15 protein-coding genes and 2 pseudogenes are annotated in these 17061 nt (G+C 55.7%); 4 read left to right on the top strand and 13 right to left on the bottom strand.

Translation table 11 applies throughout. The annotated features are described in order from the left end of the window. Positions 1-8: 8 nt before the first annotated feature. Positions 9-3302: a S8 family serine peptidase gene (locus ACOX7T_RS12665; RefSeq protein WP_433443312.1), complete on the top strand. Its 3294-nt coding sequence runs from the start codon at positions 9-11 to the stop codon at positions 3300-3302. Between the two features lie 63 nt (positions 3303-3365). On the opposite strand, the gene ACOX7T_RS12660 is transcribed toward ACOX7T_RS12665, so the two are convergent. From ACOX7T_RS12660 to ACOX7T_RS12650, 3 genes are all read right to left on the bottom strand, one after another. Beyond that, the gene (locus tag ACOX7T_RS12660) at positions 3366-4730 is read right to left on the bottom strand and encodes an MATE family efflux transporter (protein WP_433443374.1); all 1365 of its coding nucleotides are present in this window, start codon (positions 4728-4730) and stop codon (positions 3366-3368) included. Further along, complete coding sequence (locus ACOX7T_RS12655; protein ID WP_433443309.1) at positions 4720-5172, bottom strand: MarR family winged helix-turn-helix transcriptional regulator; 453 nt, start codon at positions 5170-5172, stop codon at positions 4720-4722. Before ACOX7T_RS12655 ends, ACOX7T_RS12660 begins: the two co-directional genes overlap by 11 nt. 283 nt (positions 5173-5455) lie before the next feature. After that, positions 5456-7192 (bottom strand): [FeFe] hydrogenase, group A, encoded by a 1737-nt coding sequence (locus tag ACOX7T_RS12650; RefSeq protein ID WP_433443306.1) that lies wholly within the window; start codon positions 7190-7192, stop codon positions 5456-5458. A gap of 600 nt (positions 7193-7792) precedes the next feature. Between ACOX7T_RS12650 and ACOX7T_RS12645 the strand changes: the two genes are divergently transcribed. Beyond that, the gene (locus ACOX7T_RS12645; protein WP_433443303.1) at positions 7793-8419 is read left to right on the top strand and encodes a GNAT family N-acetyltransferase; all 627 of its coding nucleotides are present in this window, start codon (positions 7793-7795) and stop codon (positions 8417-8419) included. 858 nt (positions 8420-9277) lie between these two features. Here ACOX7T_RS12645 and ACOX7T_RS12640 read toward each other — a convergent pair. The 4 genes and pseudogenes from ACOX7T_RS12640 to ACOX7T_RS12625 form a co-directional block, all read right to left on the bottom strand. Then, the gene (locus tag ACOX7T_RS12640) at positions 9278-9892 is read right to left on the bottom strand and encodes a DUF1349 domain-containing protein (RefSeq protein WP_204875489.1); all 615 of its coding nucleotides are present in this window, start codon (positions 9890-9892) and stop codon (positions 9278-9280) included. A gap of 246 nt (positions 9893-10138) precedes the next feature. Then, positions 10139-10843: a flavodoxin gene (locus ACOX7T_RS12635; RefSeq protein ID WP_433443300.1), complete on the bottom strand. Its 705-nt coding sequence runs from the start codon at positions 10841-10843 to the stop codon at positions 10139-10141. Then, positions 10840-11217 (bottom strand): MerR family transcriptional regulator, encoded by a 378-nt coding sequence (locus ACOX7T_RS12630; protein WP_418055077.1) that lies wholly within the window; start codon positions 11215-11217, stop codon positions 10840-10842. Before ACOX7T_RS12630 ends, ACOX7T_RS12635 begins: the two co-directional genes overlap by 4 nt. Before the next feature lie 102 nt (positions 11218-11319). Continuing rightward, positions 11320-12187, bottom strand: a pseudogene (locus ACOX7T_RS12625) (LysR family transcriptional regulator). A gap of 145 nt (positions 12188-12332) precedes the next feature. Between ACOX7T_RS12625 and ACOX7T_RS12620 the strand changes: the two are divergent. Further along, a complete protein-coding gene (locus ACOX7T_RS12620; RefSeq protein ID WP_006572293.1) occupies positions 12333-12809 on the top strand; it encodes a flavodoxin in 477 nt (158 codons plus the stop codon). Between the two features lie 11 nt (positions 12810-12820). Then, complete coding sequence (locus ACOX7T_RS12615; RefSeq protein ID WP_433443297.1) at positions 12821-13858, top strand: aldo/keto reductase; 1038 nt, start codon at positions 12821-12823, stop codon at positions 13856-13858. A gap of 92 nt (positions 13859-13950) precedes the next feature. On the opposite strand, the gene ACOX7T_RS12610 is transcribed toward ACOX7T_RS12615, so the two are convergent. The 6 genes and pseudogenes from ACOX7T_RS12610 to ACOX7T_RS12585 all read right to left on the bottom strand — a co-directional run. After that, positions 13951-14955 (bottom strand): helix-turn-helix domain-containing protein, encoded by a 1005-nt coding sequence (locus tag ACOX7T_RS12610; RefSeq protein ID WP_006572291.1) that lies wholly within the window; start codon positions 14953-14955, stop codon positions 13951-13953. Positions 14956-14965: 10 nt separating this feature from the next. Continuing rightward, positions 14966-15337 carry an ArsR/SmtB family transcription factor gene (locus tag ACOX7T_RS12605; RefSeq protein ID WP_040646649.1) on the bottom strand — a complete coding sequence of 124 codons (372 nt, stop codon included), beginning with the start codon at positions 15335-15337 and terminating at the stop codon, positions 14966-14968. Between the two features lie 53 nt (positions 15338-15390). Continuing rightward, complete coding sequence (locus ACOX7T_RS12600; RefSeq protein ID WP_040646647.1) at positions 15391-15741, bottom strand: CGGC domain-containing protein; 351 nt, start codon at positions 15739-15741, stop codon at positions 15391-15393. A 26-nt stretch (positions 15742-15767) separates the two neighbouring features. Continuing rightward, on the bottom strand, positions 15768-15920 hold the full coding sequence (locus ACOX7T_RS12595; protein ID WP_433443292.1) for a hypothetical protein: 153 nt from the start codon (positions 15918-15920) through the stop codon (positions 15768-15770). Then, the gene (locus ACOX7T_RS12590) at positions 15920-16603 is read right to left on the bottom strand and encodes an NAD-dependent protein deacetylase, SIR2 family (protein ID WP_433443289.1); all 684 of its coding nucleotides are present in this window, start codon (positions 16601-16603) and stop codon (positions 15920-15922) included. Before ACOX7T_RS12590 ends, ACOX7T_RS12595 begins: the two co-directional genes overlap by 1 nt. Next, positions 16591-17061: pseudogene (locus ACOX7T_RS12585) on the bottom strand (NAD-dependent protein deacetylase); the annotation flags it as partial. The gene ACOX7T_RS12590 and the pseudogene ACOX7T_RS12585, both read right to left, overlap by 13 nt.

Genomic DNA, 17061 nt, shown 5'->3' with positions numbered 1-17061 from the left:
CGATATCCATGAAAATGCGCCGCCTGCTGGCCTTCACCCTGACCGCCGCCCTGGGCCTGACCCTGTGGCTCCCCGGGGTATCCGCTCTGGAGGAGGCCGGGGAAGAGACCGGCTATCTGTTCCGTATGAAGGAGACTGCCGTTATGCCGCTGAACGCGGCAGAGGGAGTACAGCCGGTGCCCTATGCAGATGGATATTACACGGCGGACAGCCTGGAGGAGCTGCAGCTCTGGCTGGACGCGGGGCTGGTGGAGATGGCCGTGCCGGACGCTCAGCTGGAGCTGCTGGGCGAGGGAGAAGAGGGCGGGGCGGTCTCGCCCAACGATCCCGGCGCGGCGCAGCAGTGGTATCTGGACGCGCTGGGCATGGATGAGGTGTGGGCCTCCGGCCTGGACGGCAGCGGCGTCACCGTGGCGGTCATCGACTCCGGCCTGGTGAAAGGCCACGAGGACCTGAACTACACCAATATCACAGGCTGCAACTTCCTGGCTACTGAGGGCAGTGTAGATATCACCGATTGGACGGACACCACCGGCCACGGCAGTCTGGTGTCGGGAATCCTGGCCGCCCAGACGGACAACAGCGTGGGCGTGGCCAGCCTGGCCGACGGGGCGGAGCTGCTGGTGCTGCGCTGCTTTGCATCAAAAGACAGCGGCACCACCGGAAGCGGCAGCGTCTCCACCATTCTCAGCGCCATCGAGTACGCCATTGACCAGGATGTGGACGTTATCAATATGAGTTTCGGCGGCACCAATGCCGACAGCCTGGCCGTCCTGAAGGAGCCCCTTGAGAGAGCGGCAGACCAGGGCATCATTCTGGTGGCCGCCGCAGGCAACGACAACAGCACCGCCTACCGCTATCCCGCCGCCTTTGACTGCGTCACCGGCGTGGGCGGCGTGGGGGAGAACGGCACGCTGTATGCAAACACCCAGAGAAACGACAGCGTGTTCCTCACCGCCCCGGCAGTGAGTATCTACAACATCGGCTATGAAGCGGAAAACAGCTACCGCTCGGACACCGGTACCTCCATGTCCACCCCCATGGTGTCCGCTATGGCCGCCCTGGCCAAGCAGGTGGACAAGGCCATCGATAACGACGGCTTCCGCACCCTGCTGAAGGCCAGCGTGACAGACGGCGGCGAGGCGGGGTACGACACCAGCTACGGCTGGGGTTACCTCTCGGCGGCGGCCTTTGTCCAGGCGTTGACAGCTGACCAGACCATCACCTATGACTGCGGCGGAGGAACCCTTCCCGCTGAGGGTACATGGTCGTCTGCCTATCAGATTGGCAAGGGGGACCAGGTGGTCCTGCCCACCCCGGCCCGGGAGGGGTACGACTTTACCGGCTGGTACCTGACGGAGGGCTGCGCCGGAGCGCCTGTGACCGCCATTCCGGCGGGCAGCGTGGGAGCTGTGACACTCTACGCGGGCTGGTCGGAGCAGACAACCCCTGTGCCCGAGCCTCCGGCGGTGGCCGAAGGGCAGGAGAGCCAAACTGGCTCCGCCACCCCCGCCTCCCTGGACGGCCTGACCGCAGTTCAGCCCTATACGGCGGACGTGTCCGGCTGGTTCACCAATGCCGAGACCTATGCGCTCTCTGCGGCTCCTGAGCTGGGCACAGCGGAGCTGGCGGGCAATACACTGACCTATACGCCCACCGCGGGAGCCGCCGGGCAGACGGTGACCTTTACACTCCATGGCGTCAGTGGGGATGAGAAGAGCGGCGACGTGACGGTGAGCGTGACCGTGGCAGCCCTGCCGGTGAGCGACGCCAAGCTGGAGCAATCCTCTGCCTCCTATGACCTGTACACCCAGACCGGCGGTGTGACCGTGGGGCTGAGCCTGTACGGGAACCAGCTCACCGGGGCGGCGGCGGGGGAGACTGTGCTGGCCGCCGGGACAGACTACATTCTGACGGACAGCGCCATTATCCTCACCCATGCCCTGCTGAGCAGGCTGGGCAAGGGAGCGCACACCCTGACATTCACCTTTGATAACGGCCGCACTGAGGCGGCGAAGCAAGCGGCGCTGACCGTCACCATTGCCGACACTACCCCCGTGACCCCTGACCCGGGGACGGGCGGCGGAGGCGGAAGTACCGGAGGAGGCGGCAGCAGCGGCGGAGGCTCCGGCGGCGGAGGTACTCCGGCCAAGGAGCCCGACCTGGAGCTGCTGGAATCCCAGGACGGCGCTTTCCGCTATGCCCTGACCGACGGTACAGCGGCCCTCACCTTTGATGAAGAACAGCTGGACAAGCTGGCGGCAGGGGAGGCTCTCTTGGATCTGTCCGGCGTGGAGGGGGCAGAGGCGGTCTCTCTGAACGGCACGGACGCGGCGGCCCTGACCAAGGGCGTGACCATCCGCCTGCCGTCGGGGAGCGCCGCACTTTCCCCGGAGCTGTTGGCCAGCCTGGCTGAGACTGCCGGGGAGGAGGCTCTGACGGTGGCGCTCTGCCCGGCGGAGAATCTGAACGCTGCCCAGCAGAACGCCGTGGCCGGGGGGACGGTGTATACCTTTGCCGTCTCGGCCGGAGGCAGCGCCCTGGAGACGCTGCCCGCTCCCGCCATCCTGACCCTGCCCTGGACACCGGAGGATACATCCCCGGCAGTGCCGGGCATGGCCCTGCTGGCGGAGGACGGCACCATGACGGCGCTGGAGACCAGCTGGGACCCTCTGGCCGCCACCCTGACAGCGGAGACTGACGCCGCGGGACTTATCGTCCTTACCAGTGAGCCCTGGCTCAATCCCTTTGCCGACGTATCGGAGACCGACTGGTACTATGATGCGGTGGGATACGTCTGCGCCGCGGGTATTATGGAGGGAAGCGGCAGCGCGTTCCTCCCGGAGGGCACAGTCACCCGGGGCATGATTGCCGTCATGCTCTACCGCCTGGAGGGAGAGCCGGAAACCGGTGCCGGACAGGCGGGCTTTGCGGACGTGGCTGAGGACGCCTACTACGCCGATGCTGTAAATTGGGCTCAGACCAGCGGCGTGATGAACGGCTACGGCGAGGGCATCTTTGGCCCTGAGGACCCGGTCACCCGGGAACAGCTGGCGGCCATTCTCTTCCGCTATGCCGAATACCGGAGCGGTGGTACGCCGGAGACGGATGACACCGTCCTGGAGGCCTATGGAGACAACGGCAGTGTCTCCGACTGGGCCTGTGCGGCGATGGCCTGGGCCGTAGATACCGGCGTCATAAACGGCAGAGCGGAGAGCCTTCTGGACCCCTCGGGTACAGCTGCCCGGTCGGAGGCTGCAGCCATCCTCCAGCGGTGGATTGGGTCTCTGAGCAGCAAATAAAAACAGGTATAAAAATGCCCGGAGCTTCTGCTCCGGGCATTTTTGCATGAAAGATATCACCAGTCAGCATGTTTGCATCTGACCGTTCAGTATTCTGAATTCTCTGGACACAAGGAGAATGGAGACCACAAATGCAATGAAATCTGCGATAGGACCAGCCAGCAGTACACCAAAGATACCAAAGCGCAGGGGAAGCAGGAGGACCAGAGGAATCAGAAAGAAGACCTGTCGGGTCAATGAGAGCAGAAGACCCTTGAGCGCTTTCCCGATGGCGGTAAAGAAGTTGGAGGAGAGCAGCTGGACGCCGTTGACCAGCACCATAAAGAGGAAAGTCCTCATAAACAGAACGGCGAACTCGATATAAAGGGGTTCTCCCTTACCAAAGAGAGAGATAATCGGGGTGGGGAAAAATTGAAACAGGCAGAAGCCAACGGCGGATACAACAAAATTCCATTGAATAGCCAAACGGTATGCCTGTCGTACCCGGTCGTATTTCCCGGCGCCAAAATTAAAGCCGATAATGGGCTGTACGCCTTGGGAGATACCCACGATAATGGCAAGCAGGATGGCGTTTGTTTTCATTACAATGCCGCAGGCGGCCAGGGGGATGTCTTCCCCGTATATGGAGCGGGCGCCATAGTAGGCCAGGGAATTATTGAGCACGATCTGGACCATGGTGATGGCAATCTGGTTGATACAGCTGCTGATGCCCATGTAGAGCGTGCGCAGATTGTCCCGTGGCTTCAGGCGGAAACAGGCCCTGGTCAGCATCACTGTGCGGAAACGCCACAGATAGCGCAGGGCGAGAAAAAAGGAGAGGAACTGTCCCAGAATTGTGGCCAGAGCTGCTCCGAATACGCTCCAGTCCAGAACAAAGATAAATATGGGATCCAAAATGGTGTTGACTACGGCGCCGGCCAGCATACACAGCATGGAATATTTGGGGCTGCCGTCTGCACGGATCAGGTTGCTGATACCGTTGGTCAGAATGAGAAAGGGCATTCCCAGCAAAATAATCTCCGAATATTGTCGGGCAAAGGGCATGACTTCTTCGGTGGCCCCGAATAACCGCAGAAGGGGTGTCAGAAAGCTCTCCCCCAGAATAAAGTAAAGAATTCCGGCTCCGGCCATCAGAACGACGCCATTTCCCACCAGCTGCGCGGCCCGCTCCGGTTCGTTCTTTCCAAGATAGATGGAGAATCTGGAGGCGCTGCCGATTCCCAGCAGCAGTGAGATCGCCAGACAGATGGTGGAGAGGGGATAGGACACATTGGTAGCGGCATTGCCCAGATAGCCGACCCCCTGCCCGATAAAGATCTGGTCCACAATATTATAGAGAGAGCTGACCAGAGTGGCTGTAATACTTGGAATTGCAAAGCCTCTCAACAGCTTGGAGATTTTTTCGTTTGCAAGGGGATTATCGCTCATCAAACTCATCCCCCTTCCGGACAACACCCTGAGCCTCTGCCATTCTCCTGCCAACTCCGGCCAGAACAGCCTGGAACTCGGCCTGGGTCTCAGGAGAAAGGCCATCCATCAAAGCACGCTCGGTCTCGGCGCAGGCGGCCCGAATCTGCCCGCTGATATCCAGCGCACGCTGTGTTGGGTAGAGCTGCCAGGTTCTCTTGTCCTGTTCACAGGGAGTCCGGGTTAAAAAGCCCTTTTTCTCCAGTGATGCGACCATGCGCACCATATTGCTGGGGTGGATATATACACTGTCCAGCAGGGAATCCTGAGAAATCCCGGGATGGTCGCATACTTTTAAAAGGTAAATATGCTGGCTGCTGTTGATGCCCAGAGGAGCCAGCCGTTCATCCAGATATGCTTTGGCAAACCGGTCCGCCACAGACAGCCACTTCAATAGCTTCATGTTTTTCGCCTCCAAGTATTTATCATACAGCAAAGTGCGTGCGCACGCAATTATATTTTGAAAATTATGAATCAGATCACAGTGACAGGTGAAATTCAATGGTGTTTCCACAGTTTTCAGTGAGGCAATGTCAGGCATGAAAGCAATAGAGCCACATTTGACGGGAATAAGCAGAAAACGCCGCAGATTTTCCTGCGGCGTTTTCCAGAACGCAAATGGTATTGTCCTTTTTGGCACTTCTCAATGGCAGCTGCCAGTGGGAACTGGAGTTGGTACGGGAAATTTATCCGAGCCGCTCAAAGGCGGAGGCGGGCTGCTTACAGAGGGGACAGGTAAAATCTTCGGGCAGGGTCTCACCCTCGTAGATATAGCCGCAGATTTTGCATTTCCACTTGCTTACAGGGCCAGATATTCCGCCCACGGTCTCTGTGCCGGAGGGCTGTTCCGGAGCGGGTTCCATTTCCTCGGCGGTTACAATGGGAGCTGAGGTCTGCTGCACCTGAGAGAAGACCTGCTTGGAGGCATGGCACAGGGGACATACCCAATCCTCGGGCAGGGAGGCAAAGGGGGCGTCCTCCTCTGCCTCATCATAGACATAGCCGCAGATTCCACAAATCCACTTGGCAGCATGGGGCGCTTCCGCCTTCTTTATGAGGCCGCTCCGGTCCTGATAGGTGGTGTGGAGCATCTTCTCCGCCTGTTCGCTGAGAGGGTGGCCGTAGAAGTCCGCATAGACCTCTTTGATTTCCGGATTTTCATGGCTGGTGCGCAGCGCCATGGAGCCATCCCGGCGGTACAGAGCTGCAATGCGGTTTTTACGGGTCTCATCGGCATTTTTCATCAGGTCCTTGGGCTGTCCGCCGCCGCCGATGCAGCCGCCAGGACAGGCCATGACCTCCACGAAGTGGTACTGCTTTCCGCTCTGCTTCATCTCTGCCAGAAACGCCCGGGCTCTGGCGGTGCCGTAAATAACGGCCACCTGCAGCGTCAGATCCCCGATGTTCACCTGGGCCTCACGCACGCCTTCATACCCTCTGACGGGATTGAGCTGGAGCAGGCTGTCCGGCGCCTTCCGGCCGGTCAGATATTCATAGGCGGTACGGAGGGCAGCCTCCATTACGCCGCCGGTGTTGCCGAAAATGACACCGGCGCCCGATGCCTTGCCCATCAGAGAGTCATAGGAGGAATCCTCCAGAGCGCTCCAGTCAATGCCCTCCGCCCTGGCCCACCGGGCCAGCTCACGGGTGGTGATCACCTGATCGGTGTCCCGCATTCCCTCCACACCATGGTAGTCGGCAGCGGCGTGCATCTCCTCCCGGCGAATTTCAAACTTCTTGGCCGTACACGGCGTCAGGGCCACATGGACGATCTGCCGCGGGTCCAATCCCATCTTTTGGGCAAAATAGGTCTTAACGGTGGGGCCCTGCATGCCGATGGGGCTTTTGGCGGTAGAGAGGTGGGGCAGCAGCTCAGGGGCATAGATCTCCGCAAAATGTACCCAGCCGGGGCAGCAGCTGGTGAACTGAGGAAGAGGGCGATCCCCCTGGGTCACCCGGCGAACCAGCTCGTTTGCCTCCTCCACAATGGTAAGGTCGGCGGCAAAATTGGTGTCCAGCACATAGTCGGCGCCCAGAGCACGGAGCAGCGCCACCATTTTTCCCTCTACAAAGGCGCCGGACTCCATACCGAATTCCTCGCCCAGAGAGGCGCGGACCGCCGGGGAGGTGCTGACCACCACAACCTTGTTGGGGTCTGCCACAGCCTGACGCACCTGAGGGCACTCGTCCCGCTCGGTAATGCTGTCCACCGGACAGACATTGGCGCACTGCCCACAGTAAATACAGACCGCTTTCCCGCCGGTTTCCTCCAGGGTATAGGTGCCGTGCACGCCCATCAGATTGGTGCAGGCCTCCTTACACATGCCGCACCGGATACACTTTTCTTCCCAACGTACGATGCTGGGGTTGTCCGCTTCAATGGGGACGCGGACAGATAAGGGGAGATGTTTCAGTTTCCTCACATTCCTTTCTGTTAGCTGTTCTTTCTGCACTCCACGCACAATGTAACCACGTATTTCGCACGTAACTTCCGCAAATGGGGAGGCAGATAATCATGATTGCGATTGCTATGGAATCAGCGAAAAAAGAAGCGTCCATCATACAGTAGTGGCAGGCTGTGTTTTAGTTAGAAAATACTAACTTTAAAAGAAACAAAAGGCAACGCACCTGAAGGTTCGCTGCCGGCGGAAAAGGGACTGTATATTTCGATGGACGGCCCCAGTATATCCAATCGTCACAGTACTGTCAACGAATTGACTTCACCTTATCGAATCTTAAGGTTAGGCGATGTACCTGGAGGATACTATGTGCAATACTTTTACTGTCAGTCGGAGTAAACAAGTGACTGGCTGTGCACGGTTTTAAATGATACCAGTCTTCTGCACTTGTGAACGGAAGGGAAAAATGGTATCATGACAACACCGGTGCTGCCGGAAATTCAATCTAGGAGATATGCTGTTTGAAACGAAACAACGCCTTGGAGATTGTGCCCTGACCAGAGGCCAGAGCATCATTCTCTTGCCTCCCAATATTGAATCAACAATATTCAGGAGGAAACAGTCATGAAGGAAGAAAATATTATCATTCGCAGAGAAACCCCGGCAGACTATGCCGCTGTAGAGAACCTGACCCGGGAGGCATTTTGGAACGTATACCGCCCCGGCTGTCTGGAGCACTATGTGGTCCACGTGCTGCGAAGCGATCCCGCCTTTGTTCCGGAACTGGACCTGGTTATGGAGCGGGACGGGCAGCTCATTGGCCATATTATGTATATGAACGCCAAAATTGTGGCTGATGATGGCCGGGATATCCCCATGATGACCTTCGGCCCTATCAGTATCCGCCCCGACCTTCAGCGGAAGGGCCTGGGCAAACAGCTGCTGGACTACTCCATGGAGCGGGCCAGGGAGTTGGGGGCCGGGGCCCTGTGCATCGAGGGCAACATCGACTTCTACGGCAAGTCTGGTTTTGTAGTGGCCGGGACTCGGGGCATCCGCTACCACGGGGAGCAGGAGCAGGAGATTGTTCCTTATGTTCTGCTCAAGGAACTCCAACCCGGCTTTCTGGACGGCATCACTGGTGTCTACCATACGCCGCAGGGCTACTATGTGGATGAAGCTGCGGCAGAGGAGTTTGACAAAAGCTTTCCGCCGAAGGAGAAGTTGAAACTACCCGGACAGCTGTTTTAACGCAAAGAATAAAGAGGGCCTGCGGCACTTTGCCGCAGGCCCTCTGATTTAATACAGGCTCGAGAGGAATTCTTTTCTTGTATCGGAATGCGTCTGGGTGAAGTTTATAGCACTAAGCAAAAATAAGAGGACACGACGAAAGCCGCGTCCTCTTATCTTGGTGGACCTGAACGGGATCGAACCGTCGACCTTACGGATGCGAACCGTACGCTCTCGCAAGGTGGTAAGTTTTCTGCCCATGGACTGCGGTGTATGGTTTGATGAAAATGATAGACGAGGGGCTATAAAAAATACCGCTTTCAGTGTTCCGATAAGGAACTGAATGGCGGTGTTAAGGTGGACTGTCCGTAGTCAAAGAAACAGTTCGCAATCTTTCCACTCAGAGCATACCTTCTTCAGCATCAGGCTGGCAGCAGAGAGCATAAAAGTACCGGCAGCGATCTGGTTGTAATCCGCAACATTTTCAGCGCGTTGAAAAAAGCAGGGCTTATCACGGTGCCCAGCTGTGTGTCGATCCATCCCAAATCACATTGTATCTGATCTATAGCGTACTGGAACCTAAAGGGGGCCCCTCTCTGGTTGAGATTCATTTCTGCGAGGGCCGTCCCTGCACGGTGGCATAGAATGTCCGCAAAGTGCTGGAAATCCCGTACCACGGGATTGAGAATGCCGTCAAGGAAGGGATGGAACAGACTACACTGGCATCCATGAGTGAGAAGTTCTGCGGACTGGTAAACTGTCGCAGAATTTCCAACATAGAAGTAAGCAGCAGCGCCTCCGGAAGCACATCGTAAGATGTTGCCTTCGGAGGCGCTGCTGCTGATACTTTGTTATTGTCCACAGTCGGCCTTTTTGAACTCAAATACTGTCGTCTGGAGCCTGCCCGTCATGTGCCATCCATTTGCAGTCTGTTACTTCCATATTGGTGAAAGCCGCGCGGAAGGACGAGTCCTCAGGGCTGCAGGCGTAAATGCCAAAGGATATTTTTCCCTCAGCTTCATTCAGGTGACAGATGCGCATCTGATGGAATGACTTACCGTCTTCCGAGCACTCGATGCAAAAATCATTTTCTCTGCGGCTTAAGCGGTACCACATGGATTTTATATGGGCAGAGATCTCCGTGGTCGCCCAGTCAGAATAGCCGTGATTGGTCACCACACTGCCCAGGTGCTGAAAGGTCTCATTTTCATATTCAATAGAACCCTTCAGCCAGTTTTCACTGTCCAGATACAGCACAACCCCACACTGGTCAAAGCGGTGATGGCTTTCCGAAAATTCCGTTTTTACCACAAAGGAAAAAAACGTTTCTTCCGTTTCCATCTGCAATACGGGAGCATTATCGTTGCGGAAATGGTAATAGGTTCTTTGCCAAAGATCCGTGTGGGGTTTCGTGACAATTTCGATTCGATCCTGTGTGATCACACAACTCTTTGGTTCTCGTGTCCATGTTAAGTTTTGAATGTCAAATTTCAAGATAATTTCCCCCTGTAGTTCCGGCTCTTGCTTTTTATCTCCAGCTGTCAGCTTTTACATGGTTCACTGATAAGGTTGTGTCATTCGAAATGCCAGGCAAAAGTTGATTCTGCTCCATATACGGCGGTAGTATATCATACTTTCAGCAGATTCTCAACTTTGGCAAAAACTGCCTCGCCGCTGCCGTGGCCGATGCAGCACATGCCCAGGCTGGAAAACCTCAAGCTCTGAACATCATGGCCGCTCTTATACCGGAGAAGATTCGGGGAGATCCAGTCCCTGCACCCAGGAAGCCACAGTGTTCTGGGACGCACTGCCGCTGAACCGCTGGCCATCCAGCCACCGAGCGTTTTCCGTCAGTTCCTGCAGGCCGTCGGCACTGGAGCCGATACCGCTGGAGCTGGAGGTGCAGAAGGGAACGATAGTGGCGTCGCCGAAGTCACAGCTCTCCAGGAAGGTGTAAATCACCTTGGGGGCCTGCCCCCACCAGATGGGGTAGCCCAGAAACACCACATTGTAGTTCTCCGGATGTTCCAGAGTACCAGTGATGGCGGGCCGGGCGGCAGGATCATTTTGCTCCTGGTTGGCGCGGCAGTTGTCATTGCTGTAATTGAGATCTTCGTCGGTGTACGGCACTTCCGGAACGATCTCATAGAGGTCGGCATCCAGGATGCTCTGGAGATGCTGGGCAATGCCTTCGGTGTTGCCGGTGGCGGAGAAGTAGGCCACCAGAACGCCGTCTTCCGGTGTTTCCACGTCAGATTCGCCTGCCTCCGGCGTGGAGAAAGCGGGAGGGGTGGATTGGTTGGGAGTGGACGACTCCTCCTTGGAGGATATCCCCTCCTGCTGCGTCTGGGACTGGCCGGGGTTGCTCTGGGTTTCCACCTGGCCGCAGGCCGTCAGGCCAAGCAGCAGAGTCAAAGTGATTAGAATCGTAAACAGTCGTTTCATTTTTTGGTGCCTCCTCCTGGCGTGGTTTGTGTCTTGCGTATCTCATGGCGCAGGTAATCCAGCCGCTGGAGCTGGCGCTCCTTAAAGTGTATCTCATCCAGAGCAGCTGTGCGCTTTTCCTCCAGCATTCTGAGTCGTTGCTCCTCCGTGTGGGGCTGCTCCAGGAGCAGGCGCATATAAGTCTCCACCTCCGATGTGGTAAAGCCCAGGTCATGGAGCGTCAGGATGGTGCTCAGCCGTTCCAGATCCGTGTCGTCGTACTGCCAGGCCCCCATCACTTCTTTTACCGCCCCGCAGAGCCCCCAGCTTTCATATTCGCTCAGGATGTGCATGGGGATCTGGTAGCGCTCGCTTGCCTCCTGTTTCGTCATCATAAAACCTCCAAAATGAAAATGCAGGCGTCCTTCCTCGGACACCTGCATTGTAAATCAGACTTTTTGCTATGTCTAATGCTTATTTTCTTTTTCCAAAAATGCCTATTGCACATTTTTGATATGCTGATGGAAGGCCTCCACCACCGGTGTCAGTACCAGATCCTTCTTCCAGACCAGGACGGTTCCTGTGTCCATCGTGGGAGAAAGCGGTATGAATCGGAGATCATCAAAAGAAAAATTCAAATCAAAACTCAGCGCGGTTCCCACACCATAGCGTACCATGTTGGCTGCGTTGAGGATCAGATTAAAGCTGGCGGCAATCTGCAGCCGCTCCCATCGGTCACCAAACCAGTTGGCTAACTCCCTCTGGACACGCTCACGGCCGCTGATAATCAACGGAACCTGTTCCAGATCATCGGGTGTGACGGAATCCAGTCCGGCGAGCGGAGAGTCCAGGCGCACCAATACCCCCCCAACGATCACGTTCTTTCATTCGGCAGAACGCATATCGCCCTACATCCACTGGTTCTGTCAGAAGGCCCATATCCAAAAGGCCCGTGTCCAACCGTTCCTTCACATCGTCGGCGGTGGCGCTGAAAATTCGGAAGGTGACCTTGGGATAGCGTTCCCGGAAAGAAACCATGGCGCGGGAGAGGAAGGACATGCTTCGGGTCTCTCCTGCACCAATGGCGATTTCTCCCATCAGCTCTGTTTCACGCATGGTAAACTCCCTGGTCGTCTTTTCTGCCAGATCCACCAACTCCTGCGCACGGCGGCGCAGCAGCATTCCGTCTTCCGTCAGTTCAATGTGATATCGGCTGCGGCGAAAAAGCTGTACCCCCAACTCCTCCTCCAGCTGCATCAACTGCCGGGAGAGGGTGGGCTGGGTCAGGTGAAGCAGAGCTGCTGCCTTAGTAATGTTTTCCTCCCTGGCCACCGCCAGAAAATATTTCAAGACACGAAGTTCCATGGTTCTGCCTCCTTGAGTCCATCGTATCATATCCACTCCCATCCGGCAATATAAAAATGCCTTACAAGAATATTTCTAAATAGGAAATGAGTATTTTACATTTTTAGGTGCTGGATTTACAATGAGGTCAAAGGAGGTTTCATCTATGAACGCATTGGTTGCTTATTTCTCCGCCAGCGGTACCACCGCTAAGGCGGCAAAGGTCCTGGCAAAGGCCGCAGATGCTGACCTTTATGAAATCAAACCCGCAATTCCCTACACAAGAGCGGACCTGAACTGGATGGACAAGGGCTCCCGCAGCAGTGTGGAGATGAGCGACAAGCACTCCCGTCCGGCCCTGGCCGATACGGATGCCCCCATTGCTGGGCACGATGTCATTTTCCTGGGCTTTCCTATCTGGTGGTATGTTGCTCCCACTATTGTCAACACCTTCCTGGAGAGTTACGACTTTACCGGCAAGACCATTATCCTTTTTGCCACCTCCGGCGGCAGCGGGCTGGGCAAATCGGCTGTTAGCCTGCGCGCCAGTGTGCCCGGTGCCAGGATCGTGGATGGACGATTACTCAACGGACGGCTGAACGCGGACGAACTGAAAACATGGGTGTCCGGGTTGAAACTCTGAGGTGAATCGATATGAGACATACAAAACTGGGCAAATCTGATTTGAATGTCTCCCGTATCTGCATGGGGTGCATGGGCTTCGGAGACGCCCAAAACGGTCAGCACTCCTGGACCATTGACGAGGCGCATTCCCGGGAGATCATCAAGCGAGGACTGGAGCTTGGGGTTAATTTTTTTGACACCGCCATTGGCTACCAGAGTGGCACCAGCGAGCAGTATGTGGGCCGGGCCCTGCGGGACTTTGCCAAGCGGGACGAGGTGGTGGTAGCTACTAAGTTCCTGCCCCGCACCAATGAGGAAATTGAGGCCGGCATCAGCGGCCAGGAGCACATTCGGCGGATGCTGGACAAGAGCCTTCAGAACCTGGGGATGGACCATGTAGATCTCTATATCTATCACATGTGGGATCACCAGACGCCCCTTTATGACATCATGGAGGGACTGAACAACGCTGTAAAGGCGGGCAAGGCTCGGTATATCGGCATTTCCAACTGCTTTGCCTGGCAGCTCGCCAAGGCCAACGCCTTGGCGGAGAAAGAGGGCTTTACCAAATTTGTCTCCGTTCAGGGGCACTACAACTTGATCTTCCGGGAAGAGGAACGGGAGATGGCACCCTACTGCCGGGAGGAGAACATTGCCATGACCCCTTACAGCGCTCTGGCCGGCGGGCGGCTTTCCAAGCGCTCCGGTGAGACCTCCAAGCGGCTTCAGGAGGACAGCTACGCCCAACTCAAATACGGCGCGGCTCACGATCAGGACGCTCCCATTTTGACCCGGGTGGCGGAGCTGGCGGACCGCCGGGGCGTTTCCATGACAGAAATCTCCCTGGCCTGGCTGCTGACCCGTGTTACCGCTCCGGTGGTTGGAGCTACAAAACTCCATCACATCGAAGGGGCCGCCAAGGCGGTGGATCTCGCCCTGACGGTGGAGGAGTGTGCCTACCTGGAGGAGCTTTACACCCCCCATCCGCTGGTGGGTGTCATGGCCCAGAACACGATTGCTGCAGCGAAAAAGGACCATGTCTGGTCTACCGGCAATCAGATTATCTGAACAATCAACGAGATTACAAAAAACCGCTTGAAGGGCACTCCTTGCAAAAGGGGTGCCCTTCAAGCGGTTGTGGCTAAAATCTTTTGCCTGTTTTAATCGTTCCAATTGGAATCCTGGGTACGACGATACTCGGTTGGGAGTATCTGTGTCACATCTTTGAATGCTTTTGAAAATTTCCCTTGGGTTTCGTAGCCCACCCGATCTGCGATTTCGGAGATCGGAATCCTGGTTTCTCTCAGCAGTTTCATGGCCTGTGCCATGCGGTATTCTTTCATGTAAGTGGCAATGGGCAGGCCATATACGGTCTTAAAGACTTCCTTCAGCGTGGAGGTGTTGATGAGGTATTGCTTGGAGAGTGCCTCAATGGTAAACCGCTGATCCAAATGTTCTGTCAGCTGACGGTGGATTTCCTTGATCAGTTCCGTCTGTTGAGAACCGTATTGCGTCAGTGCATGCTTTTCGGGCTCCACATCCGAGAGATAGAGCAGCAACTCCTGGATTTTGAGCTGTAAGTAAGCCCTGCGCCGGAAAGAGGGGGCTGAATACAGGGGCGCAAAGATCCCTTCCAGTTCCGGGCAGGCCGGGATAGCTACCGGTTTTTCACCGCAAAAGGTGCTTTGTATGGTTGGAAGATCCAAGCCGGACTCTTTTAGAATTTCCGGGCAATTTGCGTCCAGGACCGGCAAATCGATGGAAAGAGAAATGCCCTCCGCATAGCCCAACGGAAACATCATGGCCGAGTCCGCACAGCAAGCGGAGCTGTGAGCGGTGAGATCTCCGGCACCCAAATAGACCGCTGTGCCACCCCGCATATTCCAGCCTACACGGCCGTTACGGCAGTAGAATAGCTCCAGAACAGAGGAGGAAGCAGCGTGGTGTACGGTGATTTCCGCAGCTGACAGCAGGTTGTAGGAAGCGTCGACGCCGGGGAATACATGGTAGGCTTCTATTTTCCCTTTTCCAACTGTTTTTGCAGAAAATTGCCCGGTTAGAAGGACATACTCCTGACCGGATGGAGAATTGCGAACGATTGTCAGGCCTCCGGCCGGAACATCCTGTAATTGCTGTGTGACATGTGTGGGTTCCTGTTGTTTCATGCGAACTTCCTCACAAATTTTGCTTTGATGGGCAGGCAATTACCACTAAGTCTTCAATCATGTGATGGAGCAGCTGAGCCTGCTGTGTGTTTGCCGCGGTATAATATACTTCTTTTCCCGCCCTGCGGTTGACAATCAAACCGGCGGCTCTCAGTAGTTTGAGGTGATGGGATACCGCCGGACTGCTCATCCCTACCATGGCGGAGAGATTGACCACACATTCCTCGCAGTGGCACAGCAGCCAGAAAATACGCAGGCGACTGCCGTCCCCCAGTTGCTTAAAAATATCTGACAGCGTCTGAAAATTCTCCACGCTGGGCATATTCTGCAGTTCTTGCTCCATGGGCTGTCCATGGTCGTGAGGCAAAGAAGTGGTTTGCATCGGATCACCCTCCTGTTTGATTTATCATACCACAGGTAGGTGCGGGTGCAAACTTATTCCTGTTTCGGTCCTGCGTCGTGGGTATAGTCCAGGATTTGAACCTTGTCGCCAACGGCATTCTGTACCAGATCCTTCATCCGCTTGGCAAAGGGGCAGGGATAGCCGATGGGCGTGCCCTTTTGGATACAGGAGGCAAACGCAATGGTGTCCGCCCCCTGGCTAACCAGAGAGTTCGCCCGCAGCACTACTTTCTTTCCGGGACAGCCTCCGCAGTTGATAAAACCCACCAGCTCAATATCCTCCACACCTGCAAAAGCGCCTTTCCGCTCACGGATGGTTTGAAAATCCCCACTTCCGGGGCAATAGTCCTCTGTCTGCGTACAACGAATAATTCCCAATTTCATATTTAGTGTCTCCTTTCCTGATATGTTCATCGTTGATCCGCCTCCCGAAGGGCGGATAAAATCTCGCCCAGCGAGCCGTCCAGACCAAATGACTTGCGTTTGATACTGTCTGCAATGTAGACCTCGCCCAGATTGATGGTAACATAGGTGGCGTTGGGCTCCTGATCCACCAAACGCATCAGAGGCGCTTTGATGAGTTGATTGCGCCATCCGATCCCCAACTCCAACACGACCAGCTTTTTTCGTGATATTGGTTCAGAAAACTCTGGAATCTCTGCGTGGCGCCGTGGTCCGGAACCATATTCGGCCCTGCTGCCATATGAACCTCCATGGGGCCGCCGCATCGGGGACACCGGGGCACCAAATCAGAGGGGATTCTGCCATCCTGTTCCGCAGCTGCCATCTGCTCTGCCAACTCCAAAATGGGATAGAGGGTATCATGGCAGGGGCGGGCGCATTGCATGGTCAGCCAGGTCCCCTCGATTTCATAAATCTTCTCCGGTGCAAATCCGCTGCGTTCAAAGTGACATTCTCCGTTGGAGGTAAGGACGAAATAGTCCCTGTTGCCCACAATGGCTTTCAAGTCCTGCATGACCTGTGTGGGTTGATACTGTCCGCAGTAGTGGTGGATGAGCCTGCTCCAGAAGGCCCATTTTACTTCTTCTGAAGGCCAGCGGGTTCCCATCCCATGCAGCAGGCACCGAAGGCCGTACTTGTCCTTAAAGTCGCCGAACAAATTCTCAAATGCCTGGTTATCTGCAAAGAGGTGCAGTCCTTCAGTCATGGACAGGCCATTGCTGGCCCCAATCAAGATGGCATCCGCTTTTTGGATTTTCTCTGCGACTGGTCTTAGATCATACATGATGAGTCTTCCTTTCCGGACATATGTGCTGCCGCATCCTGCAAGACAGCGGCAATATCCTCTTTGATGGCCCAACCCTTTTGAGATAACGCTTGGGGCAGGAGCGCGTCTTTTGGGTTGATGGTGATGTAATATGCCTGCGGGAGAGAATAGGTCAGATTCCAAAAGGGTTCCTGAACAAACATGGGGGTCATGCGCCCCACCCCCAACTCCAGGAAGAGGATTTTTTTATTCTGATTAGCAGTCAGGAACTCATTGATCTTTCTGTATTCTTCCTTGTACTTCTTACCCTCCAAAAAGGTATAGCCTCGCACCCAAGGTTCCATTTCCGCACCGCATTTGGGACACCGAGGGATCAATTCTGCCGGGATACAGAGATTTTCATCAATTGCATCGTTCATTTCATAAACCATCTCTTTGTTCCAGTAGATCTCGTCGTGGCAGCGGCGGCTGCACTG

The sequence above is a fragment of the Pseudoflavonifractor sp. genome (genome assembly GCF_050943825.1).
GTDB lineage: Bacteria > Bacillota > Clostridia > Oscillospirales > Oscillospiraceae > Pseudoflavonifractor.
Note: the sequence above shows the minus strand (reverse complement) of the source record. Positions and strands in the feature narration are given on the sequence as shown.

Coding starts and splice junctions, on each gene's coding strand:
- ACOX7T_RS12665 (WP_433443312.1), top strand. CDS start 9: ATGAAAATGCGCCGCCTGCTGGCCTTCACCCTGACCGCCGCCCTGGGC.
- ACOX7T_RS12660 (WP_433443374.1), bottom strand. CDS start 4,730: ATGAGCGATAATCCCCTTGCAAACGAAAAAATCTCCAAGCTGTTGAGA.
- ACOX7T_RS12655 (WP_433443309.1), bottom strand. CDS start 5,172: ATGAAGCTATTGAAGTGGCTGTCTGTGGCGGACCGGTTTGCCAAAGCA.
- ACOX7T_RS12645 (WP_433443303.1), top strand. CDS start 7,793: ATGAAGGAAGAAAATATTATCATTCGCAGAGAAACCCCGGCAGACTAT.
- ACOX7T_RS12635 (WP_433443300.1), bottom strand. CDS start 10,843: ATGAAACGACTGTTTACGATTCTAATCACTTTGACTCTGCTGCTTGGC.
- ACOX7T_RS12630 (WP_418055077.1), bottom strand. CDS start 11,217: ATGATGACGAAACAGGAGGCAAGCGAGCGCTACCAGATCCCCATGCAC.
- ACOX7T_RS12620 (WP_006572293.1), top strand. CDS start 12,333: ATGAACGCATTGGTTGCTTATTTCTCCGCCAGCGGTACCACCGCTAAG.
- ACOX7T_RS12615 (WP_433443297.1), top strand. CDS start 12,821: ATGAGACATACAAAACTGGGCAAATCTGATTTGAATGTCTCCCGTATC.
- ACOX7T_RS12610 (WP_006572291.1), bottom strand. CDS start 14,955: ATGAAACAACAGGAACCCACACATGTCACACAGCAATTACAGGATGTT.
- ACOX7T_RS12605 (WP_040646649.1), bottom strand. CDS start 15,337: ATGCAAACCACTTCTTTGCCTCACGACCATGGACAGCCCATGGAGCAA.
- ACOX7T_RS12600 (WP_040646647.1), bottom strand. CDS start 15,741: ATGAAATTGGGAATTATTCGTTGTACGCAGACAGAGGACTATTGCCCC.
- ACOX7T_RS12595 (WP_433443292.1), bottom strand. CDS start 15,920: ATGCGTTTGGTGGATCAGGAGCCCAACGCCACCTATGTTACCATCAAT.
- ACOX7T_RS12590 (WP_433443289.1), bottom strand. CDS start 16,603: ATGTATGATCTAAGACCAGTCGCAGAGAAAATCCAAAAAGCGGATGCC.